We start from the raw sequence: 12,300 nt of genomic DNA, 5'->3' as shown, positions 1-12,300 counted from the left end.
GGAGCATGCGCGGGTGAGCGCGAGCCCGAGTTCGAGCACGGGGCACGGCACGGGGGCCGGCACGGGACCCGGCACGGGGGCCGGTGCGCCCCCGCACCTCGTCGCGGACTGCTCGCGGTGCGCGGGGCTGTGCTGCGTCGCGCTCCCGTTCGCTCGGTCCGCGGACTTCGCGGTCGACAAGCCGGCGGGCGTCCCGTGCACGAACCTCCGGGACGACTTCCGGTGCGGCGTCCACGACCGGCTGCGCGAGACCGGCTGGGTCGGGTGCACGGTGTTCGACTGCGCCGGTGCCGGCCAGCACGTCGTCCAGGACCTGTACGGCGGGCGCGACTGGCGCAGCCACCCCGAGCTCGCGGACGAGATGTTCGCCGTGTTCGCCGTCGTGCGTCAGCTGCACGAGATGCTCTGGCACCTCGACGAGGCCGCGCGCCGGGCGCCGTCCTCGCTGGTGGCCGAGGTGTCGGACGCCACGGCGCGGACCGTCGCCCTCACGTCCGCGCCGCCCGACGCGTTGCGTGCGCTCGACGTCGCGGCCCACCGCTCGACCGTCGGACCCGTGCTGCGACGGGTCAGTGCCGTCGTGCGGTCGGTGGCGGCGGTCCGGTCGCGCGCGCCGCGCGGGAGCCGGAGGGCGGCCCGGGACTACTCCTCCGCCGACCTGATCGGCGCGCCGCTGCGGGGCGCCGACCTGCGGGGTGTCGACCTGTGCGGCGCGTACCTCCTGGGTGCCGACCTGCGCGACGCGCGGCTCGACGAGGCCGACCTCCTCGGGGCCGACCTCCGGGGTGCCGACGTGCGCGGCGCCGACCTCGCGGGCGCCCTCTACGTGACGACGATGCAGGTGGCCGCCGCGCGCGGCGACGCACGCACGACGTTGCCGTCACGGGTCCCGCGGCCCGGGTCCTGGGGGGCCGCCGGGCCCGTCCCGCTCCCCGCGCCGCGACGCCGCTGACCGCCACCGGCCCGGCCGTCCGCACCGCGCGGGCCGTCCCCACCGCGCCTGGCGTCCTGCCCATGCGCAAGGGTCAGAAGGTCACCTGGAACACGTCGCAGGGCACGACGCACGGTCACACGGTCGAGCGCCGCACCGAGCGGTTCCAGTTCGAGGGGCAGACGTTCGACGCGTCGTCGGACGAGCCCTACTGGATCGTCGAGTCGGAGAAGACCGGCGCCCGGGCCGCCCACAAGGAGTCGAGCCTCGACGAGGCGTGAGCGTCACGCGCTGCGCGGGTGGACGCGGACCGCGAGGAGCGCCGCGCCGACCGTGAGCACCCACTGCGCGACGACCAGGGGTGCGGTCCAGGTCCCGGCGAGGAGCGCCACCGCGGTCGGCAGGGTCGCGAGGAGCGCCACGTCGGGGCCGTGCGTGGTGCCCGCCGTCGTCGGGACGCCACCCATCGGCGTCACGACCATGAGCTCGCTGAAGCGCGGCGGCGGCCGGTAGGCGCCACGGACGGTCGCCGCGGCGAGCGCGAGCGCCCACGCCGGGGCGACGGCGAGCCAGGGCAGCGGGTCGGTCCCGGTGGTCGCGGCGCCGCCCACCAGGACGACGACGCCCCAGGCGAGCCCGGCCACGACGGGCAGGACCCCGTGCGCGAGGCGGACGCGCACCTGCCCGACCGGCAGCGCACGGTCCAGGGCCGGCACGAGGGCCGCGTGCCGGGCACCCGCACCCGCCGTCCCCGCGGCGACGAGGCCGGTGACGAGCAGGCCGGCATGCGTGAGCAGCGCCGCGAGACCGCCCGCGACCACGGCGAGCCCGAGCACGGTCGCCGCGGCCGCCTGGACCATCAGCCGCGACGACCGGACGACGAGCAGGGCGTCCGCGAGCACGAGCGCGCGGACGGGCCCACCCGGACGCAGCCGTCGCGACGGACGGCGGGTGCGGGCCGGCGCGGACGCGAGAGCGCGACCCAGCTCGCGCGCGTCGAGCGACAGGACGGCGACGACCGCGCGGTCCCCGGCGGCCCCGCGGGCGCGGAGGACGTCGCCGGGCAGGGCGCCGGCCCCTCGCTCCGAGACCGCCGTGAGGCCCACCGCCGCGGCCGCCAGGAGAGCCGTGCCCCACCAGGCGGGCTCGGGGACGGGCGGCACGTCGACGACGAGGCACGCGGCGAGCCCGAGGGCGCCGGCGAGCAGCATCGCGTCGCCGACGACGGCGAGCCGCGCCACGCGAGGGGCCCGCACCTCCACCGCGGTGGCGACGGCGACGGCCGCCGCACCGGCCACCGCCCCCACGGCCGCCCATCGGAGCAGACGGGACCCGTCGAGCTCCGCCCCGAGCAGCACCGGCAGGAGCGGGCCGGTCGCCACGCCGACCGCAGCACCGACCGCCGGCCCGCGCAGCACCTCCGGACGCAGGAGGGCGCGGCGGTCGACCGGCAGCGGGAGCCACCACGCCCGGCCGGCGCCGCCGACGCCGACCGGCCCGAGTCGCGCCGCGAGAGACAGCAGGGCACCGACGAGCGCGAGGAGCAGGAGCATCGGGCCGGGACCGTCGGCGAGCGGCGTCGTGCCGTCCGTGCCGCCTGGGCCACCCCTGCCGCCTGAGAAGCCGAGGCCCAGCACCGACGCCGTCCCCAGCGCGAGGGCCGCGACCGACGCCGCGGAGACGACCGCGTACCAGACGTCGAGCACGACGGCGCCGACGCCACGGCCCGACCGGGCGCCCTGCACGCGGCGCGTCCACCGCCGCACGCTCGCGGCGCTCGGTGCGGCGACCGTCGTCGCCGCGGCAGCGGGTGCGCGGCGCGTCATCGGCCCATGAACGCGACCGCCTGGGCGGGCGTGAGGGTCGGGCAGTCCTCGTCGCCGAGGCCGAGGGCGGGTGCGTCGAGCGCCTCGAGGAGCACCGGGTCGTGCGTCGCGAGCAGGACGGCGCGACCCGTGTCGGCCTCGGCCCGCAGCAGGTCCGCGAGGCGACGCCGCAGCGACGCGTCGAGCCGCTGCTCGGGCTCGTCGAGCACGAGGAGGCGGCGGGGGCGCACGAACGCCGCGGCGAGGAGCAGCCGCCGGCGCTGGCCCGAGGAGAGCGCGGTGGGCACGGCGTCGCCGTGCCGGTCGAGCCCGAAGGTGTCCAGCGCGTCGTCGACCACCGCGCCCGGCTCGTGCACGCCGTGTCCCGACGCCGTGAGCAGGAGGTGCTCGCGCGTCGTGAGCGCGGGGAACCACGCGTCGTCGTCGAGCACCGCCGCGACGGCCGCCCGGTGCTCGGCGCGGCGCTCGTCGACCGGTCGGCCGTCGAGCTCGACCGAGCCGGCGAGCGGCTCGAGCAGGCCGAGGACGGACCGCAGCACCGTGGACTTGCCCGAGCCGTTCGGGCCGACGAGCGCGAGCACGTCGCCGGGGCCGACGGCGAAGGACACCGGTGCGCAGACCGCCCCCTCGCCGTACCCGACCGTGAGCGCGGACGCGGTCAGCAGGGGTGCGGTCACCCGGTCGAGCCTAGGTCGCGGCCGTCCGCCCGGGGAGGCCCGCGCGCCGTCGGGCGTGGCTCGCGCTCGCGGGACCGTCACCCCCCGGACACCCACGGGTGGCACGCTGCACCCATGACGATCGAGAGCTGGCTCACCGACATGGACGGCGTGCTCGTGCACGAGGGGCACGCGCTGCCCGGTGCCTCGGAGTTCATCGGCGCCCTGCGCCGTAAGGAGCGGCCCTTCCTCGTGCTCACGAACAACTCGATCTTCACGCCGCGGGACCTGCGGGCGAGGCTCCAGGGCTCCGGTATCGACCTGCCCGAGGAGTCGATCTGGACGTCGGCGCTCGCGACCGCGCAGTTCCTGCACCAGCAGGTGCCGGGCGGCAGCGCGTACGTCATCGGCGAGGCGGGGCTCACGACCGCGCTGTACGAGGTCGGCTACACGCTCACGGACTCCGACCCCGACTACGTCGTCCTCGGCGAGACCCGCACGTACTCGTTCGAGGCGATCACGCGCGCGATCCGGCTCATCGACGGCGGGGCGCGCTTCATCGCGACCAACCCCGACCCGACCGGTCCGAGCGCCGAGGGCCCGCTGCCGGCGACGGGTGCCGTCGCGGCGCTCATCACGCGGGCGACCGGCCGGACGCCGTACTTCGTCGGCAAGCCCAACCCGATGATGTTCCGGTCCGCGCTCAACCGGATCGACGCGCACTCGGAGTCCACCGCGATGATCGGCGACCGGATGGACACCGACGTCGTCGCGGGCATCGAGGCCGGCCTGACGACGTACCTCGTGCTGACGGGCTCGACGCGGGCCGAGGACGTCGACCGCTACCCGTTCCGGCCCGCGCAGGTCGTCCCGTCGATCGCGGACCTGGTCGACCTCGTCTGACGGCGGCGCCGGGACGTTCGGACCACCCGCACGCCGGGTCGCGCACCTAGCGTGGCCGGGCACCCCGCTCATGCCGCGGGGAGCGGTGCCGAGACCGACGTCTCGACATCCGGGACAGCCGCGGCCGACGGTGCGCGGACCGGCCAGCCGGAGGTGGACCGTGGGCGACCCGCGTGGGTTCCTGAGGACGCGCGAGCGCGAGCTCCCCGCGAGCCGGCCGGTCGACGTCCGCATCCAGGACTGGGCCGAGGTGCACGCGCACCGCGCTGGGCACCCCGAGGACGTCGCCGTCGTCAGCCGGCAGGCGAGCCGGTGCATGGACTGCGGCGTCCCGTTCTGCCACTTCCAGTGCCCGCTCGGGAACCTCGTGCCCGAGTGGAACCACCTCGTCTTCCGCGGCCAGTGGGAGCAGGCGTTCGACCGCCTCCAGAGCACCAACAACTTCCCCGACTTCACCGGTCGGCTGTGCCCCGCACCGTGCGAGGCGAGCTGCGTGCTCGGCATCAACCAGCCCGCCGTGACGATCAAGAACGTCGAGGCGACGATCATCGACGAGGCGTGGGACCGCGGCCTCGTCGTCCCGCAGCCGCCGCAGCGGCACAGCGGGCGCACGGTCGCCGTCGTCGGCTCGGGGCCCGCGGGGCTCGCGGCCGCGCAGCAGCTCACGCGCGCCGGCCACACCGTCGTCGTGCTCGAGCGCGACGACCGCCCGGGCGGCCTCCTCCGCTACGGGATCCCCGAGTTCAAGATGGAGAAGCGTCACGTCGACCGCCGTCTCGCGCAGATGGAGGCCGAGGGCACGCGCTTCCGGACGGGCGTCGAGGTCGGGCGCGACCTCACGGGTGAGCAGCTCCTCGCGTCGTACGACGCCGTGGTCCTCGCGGTCGGGTCGACCGTGCCGCGCGACCTCCCCGTGCCCGGCCGCGACGCCGTCGGCGTGCTCCAGGCGATGGAGTACCTGCCGCCCGCCAACCGCGTGGCCGTCGGCGAGGACGTCCCGGACCAGGTGACGGCGACCGGGCTCGACGTCGTCGTCATCGGTGGCGGCGACACGGGCGCCGACTGCGTCGGGACGGCCGTGCGGCAGGGTGCGCGGTCCGTGACGCAGCTCGAGATCCTCCCGCAGCCGCCCGACGCGCGGCCCGCGCACCAGCCGTGGCCGACGTACCCGACGCTGTTCAAGGTCACGAGCGCGCACGAGGAGGGCGGCGAGCGCGTCTACGCGGTGAGCACCCAGGCGCTCGAGGCCGACGACGACGGGCGCGTGCGCGCCGTGCGGCTCGTCGACGTCGAGCTGGTCGACGGACGCCCGGCCCCGGTGGCCGGCACCGAGCGGGAGCTCCCCGCGCAGCTCGTGCTGCTCGCGATGGGGTTCACGGGCGTCGAGCCGAGCCCGCTGCTGGACCAGCTGGGCGTCGCGCTCACCGGGCGCGGCACCGTGGTCCGGGCCGACGACTTCGCGACCGAGGTGCCGGGCGTCTTCGTCGCCGGCGACGCAGGACGCGGGCAGTCGCTGATCGTGTGGGCGATCGCGGAGGGCCGCGCGGCGGCGGCGTCGGTCGACGCGTACCTCACGGGCCGGACCGAGCTCCCCGCCCCGGTGACCGCGAGCACGGTCGCGCTGCGGGTCTGAGGCTGGGGGTCCGAGGCTGGCGGTCGGGGGTTGCGGTCGCGCATCCGGTGCGATCGGAACACGCGTCGGGGCGCGTGCGTTGCCGCCTCGTGTGAGCACACCTGACACCCCGTCCCCCGCCCCCGACGCCCGCGGCGAGCAGCCGACCGACCGGCCGACGGACCTGCCGCTCGCGGTGCTCGACTTCGTGGGCATCGAGCACGGCGAGTCGGCGCACGCGGCGATCGAGGGTGCGGTCGAGGTCGCGGAGGCGGTCGAGGCCGCCGGCTACCGGCGCTACTGGATGTCCGAGCACCACAACATGGACAGCCTGGCGTGCAGCGCGCCCGAGATCCTCGTCGCGGCGCTCGGCGCGCGCACCGAGCGCATCCGCATCGGCGCGGCCGGGATCATGCTGCCGAACCACGCGCCGTTCAAGGTCGCCGAGACGTTCCGCACGCTCCTCGCGCTGTACCCCGGCCGGATCGACCTCGGCCTCGGCCGGGCACCGGGGACGGACCCGCTCACCGCGCACGTCCTGCGCCGCGGCACGACCGTCGACGTCGGTGCGGACTTCCCGGGTCAGGTCGCCGAGCTCCTGGCGTTTCTCGGCGACGGGTTCCCCGAGGGGCACCCGTACCGGCCCCTCGTCGCCGCACCCGTCGTCCCCGAACGCCCCGAGGTGTTCCTGCTCGGGTCGAGCCCGTACGGACCCCGGTTCGCCGCGGTGAACGGCCTGCGGGCGGTGTTCGCACACCACATGAGCCCCGAGATCGCGACGCGCGTGCTGCGCGAGTACCGCCGCGACTTCGAGCCCGCGCACGACGGCGACCGGCCCTGGTCCGCGATCTCCGTCCTGACGTTCGCGAGCGACGACGCCGAGGCCGTGCTCGAGTTCGAGGCCGGCTGGGCGCTCACGATGCAGAACCTCGCGCGCGGCATCCGCGAGCCGCTGCGGCCCGAGCAGGTGCGCGAGTACGCGGCGTCGGACGCGTTCCGTCGGTCGCGCGCCGCGGTCGCGCTCGCGGAGGACCGCATGGTCACGGGCACCGCCGACGACGTCGTCGCACGCCTCCGGGCGATCCAGGCCGACGCGGAGGCGGACGAGGTCGTGCTGGTCACGCCGTCGATCGACCGCGCACGCCGCATCGCGAGCTTCGAGCAGGTCGCCGCCGCCTGGCGCGCCCGACCCTAGGCCCGCACCCCGCACCCCGCCCCGCTCCCGGCTCCCCAGTCCCCGATCCCCGCGTCGAGATACGACTTCGTGTCGGCGTTTCGCGCGACGCGCCGACACGAACCCTGATCTCGACGGAGCGGGGGTGCGGACCGGGCGGCTCGCGGGGTCAGTCCACGTCGTCGGCGGGGGAGCGGAGGGTGACCTCCGTCCCGCCGCCCAGCAGCGTGCGGGTCATCGCGTTACGCGTGTCGAGCAGCTCGTCGAGGGCGTGCGCGACGTCGGAGCGGGACACGCGCGGCAGCCGGTCGCCCGCGACGAGCGCCGCGCGGCGCAGCAGCTCCTTCAGGAACGACGCCGTGACGCCGTCGGTCCGGGCGACGGCGTCGTCGGCCGCGCCGTCCTCGACGTCGAGCCCGCCCCGGTACAGCGCGAAGAGGGCGCGCCGCGCGTCGGCGTCGGGCAGGCGCAGCTCGACCGCCTGGTCGACCCGGCCGGGCCGTGCGGCGAGCGCGGGCTCGAGCAGGTCCGCCCGGTTGGTGGTGAGCACGAAGACGACGTCGGCGTCCTCCGCGAGCCCGTCCATCTCGTTGAGCAGCTGGAAGAGCAGCGGGTGCTGGCCGGGGTGCATGCCGCGGTCCTCGGCGATGAGGTCGACGTCCTCGACCACGACCATCGACGGCTGGAGCGCGCGGGCGACGGAGCACGCCTCGCCGATGAGCCCGAGCGCGTCGCCCGTGAGCTGGATGACCGTCGTGCCCGTGAGCCGCGCGGTGAGGTAGCGGACCGTGTGGGTCTTGCCCACGCCGGGCGGGCCGTACAGCAGCAGGCCGCGCTTGAGGTGCTGCCCGGCCGCGAGCAGCCGCTCCTTGTGCGCCGCGACGCCGACGACCTGCCGCTCGACCGCCTCGAGCGTCTCGGGCGGCAGGACGAGGTGGTCGGCGTCGAGGTCGGGACGCCGCTGGAACGCGAGCAGCGTCTGCCCGTACCCGAAGACGTCGTGCCCGAAGCTGAGGACCTTCCCGCGGAAGACGTTCGCGGCCGACGTCGCCGCACGCACCCCCGCGGCGGCCTCCGCCGCGCGCCCGTCGCGCGTGCTGACGACCTGGAGGCTCACGCGCGTCTGACCGCTCTCCGGGTCGGCCGCGCGCACGAGCAGCGCGGTGCGGTCGGTGCCCTCGTCGACCAGGTAGATCGCGCACTGCACGCACGCGCGCACCTCGCCGTCGGGGCCGGCGGGCAGGTTGACGCGCGCGACGTTGCCGGGCCGCGGGCCCCACGGCTCGCGCTGGTCGGTGAGGATCTCGCCCAGCCCGAACCGCTGGTGCCGGAAGCCGACGACGCCGACGACGTGCACCGCACCGCCGGTCGACGCGAGCCAGTCGTCGAGCCCGGCCTGCACGTTGACGTGCTCGTACGGCGCCCACGTCTCCTCGACCACGGGGAGCTCGCCCGAGCCGTCGCCGAGGTGCTCGCGGACGATCGACGTCAGCGTCGGCGCCTCGCCCGCGCGCGCGGCGCCGACGACGCCCCGTACCCCGCGCCGCAGGAGGCGGCCGACGTCGGCGAGCTCGGGTCGCAGGGCGCCGTCGCCCGCCCCGCCCGGCGCCGGACCGCCCATGGAGCCGCCGTAGACGGCGCCGCTGCTGGTGGCGACGACGTAGCCGTTGTCGTGCACGGGATCCCCCTCCGTCGGTGGCGCCACCGTACGGGTTCGGTGGTGCGGCGGGGAGGGGATTCCCCCTCGCGGCTGAGGGTGGGCGCCGGGCGGGGCGGTCGACTCACGACCCGGCCCCGGAGCGACGCGGCCCCTGAGCGACGCGGCCCGTCGTCGGCCTCCGCTCAGGCCGTGGCCGCGGAGTACCGCCGCAGGGCCTCCTCGCGCTCGGCGGCGTGGTCGACGACGCGCTCGGGGTAACCCTCGGCGTACCCGTCGAGCACCGACCACGGCTCGTGCGCCGCGGCGCCCGCGACGTGCGCGAGCTCGGGGACGTAGCGGCGGACGTAGTCGCCGTCGGGGTCGAACCGCTTGCCCTGGGTCACCGGGTTGAACACGCGGAAGAACGGCGACGCGTCCGTGCCCGTCCCCGCGACCCACTGCCACCCGTGGCTGTTCGACGCCAGGTCGCCGTCGCGCAGGTGCGCCATGAAGTGCCGCGCGCCGTGCGGCCACCACACGTGCAGGTCCTTGACGAGGAAGCTCGCGACGACCATCCGGACCCGGTTGTGCACCCAGCCCTCGCGCAGCAGCTGCCGCATCCCCGCGTCGACGAACGGGTACCCCGTGCGCCCCTCGCACCACGCCGCGAACCGCTCGGCGGTCGAGCCCTGCGTCGGGTCCTCGTACGCGAGCCCGCTCAGCCCGGGGCGCAGGTCCGCCCAGGCCGACGACGGCGAGTGCCACAGCACGTCGGCGTAGAACTCGCGCCACGCGAGCTCGGTGACGAACCGCGTCGCGTCCGCGGTGCGCGCCGCAGGGTGCGCCGCGACGTCCGCGAGGAGCGTGCGGGGGTGCACGGTCCCGTACTTGAGGTGCACCGACAGGCCCGACGTCGCGTCGAGGTCCGGCCGGTCCCGGCCCGTGCCGTAGGACGCGAGGCCGTCGTCGAGGAACGCGCTCCACCGCTCGAGCGCGTGCTCCTCGTCGACGACGCCCGTCAGGGACGCGCCCGACGACGCCCACCGCGCCTCGGCGTCGGCGCCCGGCAGCGGCTCGGAGTCGGGGCCGCGGACCCACCGGACCCCGGCCGGCTCGTCGGCGGGCCGCCGCCAGCCGTGGTCGCGCCACGCGCGGCTGAACGGCGTGAACACCTTGTACGGGTCGCCGCTGCCGTTGCGGACGCGGCCGGGCGTGACGGCGTACGGGCTGCCCGTCCGCACGAGCGGGACGGGCGAGCCCGCGCCGTCGTCGTCGGCCAGGGCGGCGAGCGCGGCCTCGACCCGCTCGTCGCGGCGCCGTCCGTAGGGGGTCGTCTCGGCGCTGACGTGCACGCTCGTCGCCCCGACCTCGCGGACGACGGCGGGCACGACCTCCTCTGGCCGGCCGGTCCGGACGACGAGCGCGCCGTCGTACGAGTCGTGGACCCCGCGCAGCGCCTCGTGCAGCGCCGACAGTCGCGCCGTCCCCGCCGACGCGACCAGCGCCGGGTCGGCGACGAACAGCGGCAGCACCGGCCCGCCCGCCTCGTGCGCGGCGAGGAGCGCGGGATGGTCGCGACGCCGCAGGTCACGCCGCAGCCAGAGCACGCTCGTCATGCGGTGAGGCTAGGCGCGCGGGCCCGTCGTCGCGCGAGGGCCGACGACGACTGGCCGGCCCGCGACGGGGAAGGTCCGTGCCGCCATCCGGCACGGACCTTCCCCGCAGGTGCCGGGACGCCCGGACGCCGGACGCCCGGACGCCCGGACGCCCGGCGTCAGGCCAGCCGGAGCCGGTCGCCGTCGCGGACAACGGGCAGCGGGTCGGTGATCTCGCCGACGAACTGCCCGTCCTCGGTGTCGCGGAAGCCGAGGAGCGACCACCCGCCGGCGGGGTCCTGCACGAGGCGCGCCGCGTACAGGCTCGGGTGGTCGAACGTGTGCGCCCGGTCGAAGTCCCACGGGCCGAGCAGCGACTCGCCCGGCACCGCCCACATGCCGCCGCCGTCCCACGTCGCGGCCCGCTCGGGCGCGAGCCGGTCGAGCCAGCAGCAGAACAGCAGGAACGGCGCACCGTCGACCTCGACCACCTGCGTCACCTCGAGCTGGCCGAAGCCGGCGGGCTGCGACAGCGGCGGCTGGACGGTCCACGTCTCGAGGTCCGGGCTGGTCGCGTGCCCGACGACGCTGCGGCCCGCGGGGTCTCCCTCGCGTGCCCGGGCGGTGACGAGCATGTGCCACCCGTCGCCGTCGGGGTCCGCGAGCACCCATGGGTCGCGCCACGCCTCGTCGAACCACGGCCCGTCCGGACCCTCGTACTTCTCGTACCACCGCGGGTCGGCCTCGGTCAGCGGCCCGGGGAGCCGGTGCCACGTCACGAGGTCGTCCGAGCGGGCCGCGCCGATGCGCTGCACGAGGCCGTGCTCGGCCCGGCTGACGCCCGTGTAGAACAGGCGCCACGACCCGTCGGGCGCCTGGACCACGGAACCGGTCCACGTCGCCTGGTCGTCCCACGCGGGGGCGTCCGCGGTGACGAGCGCGTCGGGCAGGAGCTCCCAGGTGCGCAGGTCCGTGGACCGGGCGTGCCCGACCGACGCGCGCTGGTGGCGCCGGTCGGGGTCGAGCAGGGCGCGCGAGGCCCGCAGGAAGAACAGGTGGTGGTGCTCGCCGTCGTACGCCGGCCAGCTGTCCCACACCCAGTGGTCGGGGAGTCTCAGGGTCACGTCGTCATCCCTTCACGCCGCTGGAGGCGATGCTGCTGACGAACGCCCGCTGGAACGCGAGGAACATCACGAGCACGGGCACGGTGATCAGCGACGTGTACGCCATCACCTCGCCCCAGGCGGGGTTGATCTGGAAGAAGTACTGCATGCCGACCATGACCGGCCTCAGGTCCTCCTGCTGGACGACCATGAGGGGCCACAGGTACTGGTTCCACGCAGGCAGGAACGTGAGGATCGCGACGGTCGCGAACGCGGGCCCCGACAGCGGCACGATGATGCGCCGGTAGATCGTGAACCAGCCGGCGCCGTCGATGCGGGCGGCCTCGTCGATGCTCTTCGGGATGGTCGAGAAGTACTGCGTGAAGAGGAAGATCGAGAAGGCGTTCGCGATGAACGGCACGATCTGCACGTGGTAGCTGTTCAGCCACCCGAAGTCGTACATCGGGACGCCGTTCTCGAACACCAGCGTCGGCAGCTTCGAGACCCAGTAGACCATCGGGATCGCGATGGTCTCGAAGGGCACGATCAGGGTCGCGATGATGACCGTGAGCAGCACCTTCCGGCCGCGCCACTCCAGGCGCGACAGCGCGAACCCCGCCATCGAGTTCACGACCAGTCCCAGCCCGACGATCAACGTCGTCACCAGGACCGAGTTGAGGATGAACCGCGCCACGGGCACGCGCTCGAACACCCCGGTGTAGTTGTCGAGGCTGATGTCGCCGGTCGGCAGGAACGCCTGCGGCGAGTCGACGTCGGACAGGATCTGCGCGTCGGGCTTGAGGCTCGACACGAACATGAAGACGAGCGGGAACAGGAAGAACAGCGCCAGCAGGACCATCG

Annotated in this window: 11 protein-coding genes; 5 read left to right on the top strand and 6 right to left on the bottom strand. The window is 75.7% G+C overall.

Annotated elements, in window-relative coordinates:
- Positions 1 to 13: 13 nt before the first annotated feature.
- Both IEV86_RS06020 and IEV86_RS06015 read left to right on the top strand, forming a co-directional pair.
- Positions 14 to 952 (top strand): pentapeptide repeat-containing protein, encoded by a 939-nt coding sequence (locus IEV86_RS06020; RefSeq protein ID WP_052426095.1) that lies wholly within the window; start codon positions 14 to 16, stop codon positions 950 to 952.
- Between the two features lie 62 nt (positions 953 to 1,014).
- Positions 1,015 to 1,212 carry a hypervirulence associated TUDOR domain-containing protein gene (locus tag IEV86_RS06015; RefSeq protein ID WP_043605117.1) on the top strand — a complete coding sequence of 66 codons (198 nt, stop codon included), beginning with the start codon at positions 1,015 to 1,017 and terminating at the stop codon, positions 1,210 to 1,212.
- A gap of 3 nt (positions 1,213 to 1,215) precedes the next feature.
- Here IEV86_RS06015 and IEV86_RS06010 read toward each other — a convergent pair whose 3' ends face one another.
- Complete coding sequence (locus IEV86_RS06010; RefSeq protein ID WP_188484591.1) at positions 1,216 to 2,757, bottom strand: DUF6297 family protein; 1,542 nt, start codon at positions 2,755 to 2,757, stop codon at positions 1,216 to 1,218.
- On the bottom strand, positions 2,754 to 3,434 hold the full coding sequence (locus tag IEV86_RS06005) for an ABC transporter ATP-binding protein (RefSeq protein WP_043604924.1): 681 nt from the start codon (positions 3,432 to 3,434) through the stop codon (positions 2,754 to 2,756). The genes IEV86_RS06010 and IEV86_RS06005 overlap by 4 nt, the downstream gene beginning before the upstream one ends.
- Before the next feature lie 114 nt (positions 3,435 to 3,548).
- Between IEV86_RS06005 and IEV86_RS06000 the strand changes: the two genes are divergently transcribed.
- The 3 genes from IEV86_RS06000 (at position 3,549) to IEV86_RS05990 (ending at position 7,123) form a co-directional block, all read left to right on the top strand.
- Positions 3,549 to 4,316: an HAD-IIA family hydrolase gene (locus tag IEV86_RS06000; RefSeq protein WP_043604922.1), complete on the top strand. Its 768-nt coding sequence runs from the start codon at positions 3,549 to 3,551 to the stop codon at positions 4,314 to 4,316.
- A 160-nt stretch (positions 4,317 to 4,476) separates the two neighbouring features.
- Positions 4,477 to 5,949: a glutamate synthase subunit beta gene (locus IEV86_RS05995; RefSeq protein WP_043604920.1), complete on the top strand. Its 1,473-nt coding sequence runs from the start codon at positions 4,477 to 4,479 to the stop codon at positions 5,947 to 5,949.
- 91 nt (positions 5,950 to 6,040) lie between these two features.
- On the top strand, positions 6,041 to 7,123 hold the full coding sequence (locus IEV86_RS05990; protein WP_202595151.1) for an LLM class flavin-dependent oxidoreductase: 1,083 nt from the start codon (positions 6,041 to 6,043) through the stop codon (positions 7,121 to 7,123).
- 148 nt (positions 7,124 to 7,271) lie between these two features.
- Here the strand turns inward: IEV86_RS05990 and IEV86_RS05985 are convergent, their stop codons facing one another.
- The 4 genes from IEV86_RS05985 to IEV86_RS05970 all read right to left on the bottom strand — a co-directional run bounded on the left by IEV86_RS05985 (position 7,272) and on the right by IEV86_RS05970 (position 12,298).
- Positions 7,272 to 8,780, bottom strand: coding sequence for an AAA family ATPase (locus IEV86_RS05985; RefSeq protein ID WP_052426075.1), 1,509 nt, complete (start codon positions 8,778 to 8,780; stop codon positions 7,272 to 7,274).
- Between the two features lie 164 nt (positions 8,781 to 8,944).
- Positions 8,945 to 10,357 (bottom strand): cryptochrome/photolyase family protein, encoded by a 1,413-nt coding sequence (locus tag IEV86_RS05980; protein WP_043604918.1) that lies wholly within the window; start codon positions 10,355 to 10,357, stop codon positions 8,945 to 8,947.
- Between the two features lie 158 nt (positions 10,358 to 10,515).
- Positions 10,516 to 11,460, bottom strand: a complete 945-nt coding sequence (locus tag IEV86_RS05975; protein WP_043604916.1) for a glycoside hydrolase family protein — start codon at positions 11,458 to 11,460, stop codon at positions 10,516 to 10,518.
- A 4-nt stretch (positions 11,461 to 11,464) separates the two neighbouring features.
- Entirely contained in the window at positions 11,465 to 12,298 is an 834-nt protein-coding gene (locus IEV86_RS05970) for a carbohydrate ABC transporter permease (protein ID WP_052426076.1), read from the bottom strand.
- Positions 12,299 to 12,300: the final 2 nt, after the last annotated feature.

Source organism: Cellulomonas carbonis, assembly GCF_014636275.1.
In the GTDB taxonomy this organism is placed as follows: Bacteria; Actinomycetota; Actinomycetes; order Actinomycetales; family Cellulomonadaceae; genus Actinotalea; species Actinotalea carbonis.
The sequence above is the reverse complement of the archived record's forward strand: the minus strand, read 5'-3'. Positions and strand labels throughout refer to the sequence as shown.

Excerpts from the sequence above, each read along its gene's own strand:
- IEV86_RS06015 (WP_043605117.1), top strand. The coding sequence starts at position 1,015 with ATGCGCAAGGGTCAGAAGGTCACCTGGAACACGTCGCAGGGCACGACG.
- IEV86_RS06010 (WP_188484591.1), bottom strand. The coding sequence starts at position 2,757 with ATGACGCGCCGCGCACCCGCTGCCGCGGCGACGACGGTCGCCGCACCG.
- IEV86_RS06000 (WP_043604922.1), top strand. The coding sequence starts at position 3,549 with ATGACGATCGAGAGCTGGCTCACCGACATGGACGGCGTGCTCGTGCAC.
- IEV86_RS05980 (WP_043604918.1), bottom strand. The coding sequence starts at position 10,357 with ATGACGAGCGTGCTCTGGCTGCGGCGTGACCTGCGGCGTCGCGACCAT.
- IEV86_RS05970 (WP_052426076.1), bottom strand. The coding sequence starts at position 12,298 with ATGGTCCTGCTGGCGCTGTTCTTCCTGTTCCCGCTCGTCTTCATGTTC.